At 39.1% G+C, this 325-nt stretch carries 1 protein-coding gene; it reads left to right on the forward strand.

The window, feature by feature from the left end; translation table 11 throughout:
- A partial coding sequence (locus V7083_RS17945; RefSeq protein WP_335480461.1) for a redoxin domain-containing protein occupies positions 1 to 325 on the forward strand: 325 nt, incomplete at both ends.

The raw sequence follows: 325 nt of genomic DNA on the forward strand, positions 1-325 counted from the left end.
TTGCAGTAGGGTCAAAAGCACCAGATTTTGAACTAAAAACATTGACCGGTGAGACGGTAAAGCTTTCAGAATTAAAAGGTAAAAAAGTGATGCTTAATTTCTGGGCGACATGGTGTCCACCATGTAAGGCTGAAATGCCTGATATGGAGAAATTTCATAGTGAAGTGGGCGACAAAGTAACGATTCTGGCAGTGAATATTGATCCTCAATTGGACGTCAAGGGGTTTGTGAACGAATATAAAATTACATTCCCGATTTTGCTCGATACAGATGATGGTGTAAACGGGAAATATCAGGTTTTATCGATCCCTACAACGTATTTTAT

The sequence above is a fragment of the Bacillus sp. JJ1764 genome (assembly GCF_036962145.1).
Lineage (GTDB): Bacteria > Bacillota > Bacilli > Bacillales > Cytobacillaceae > Neobacillus.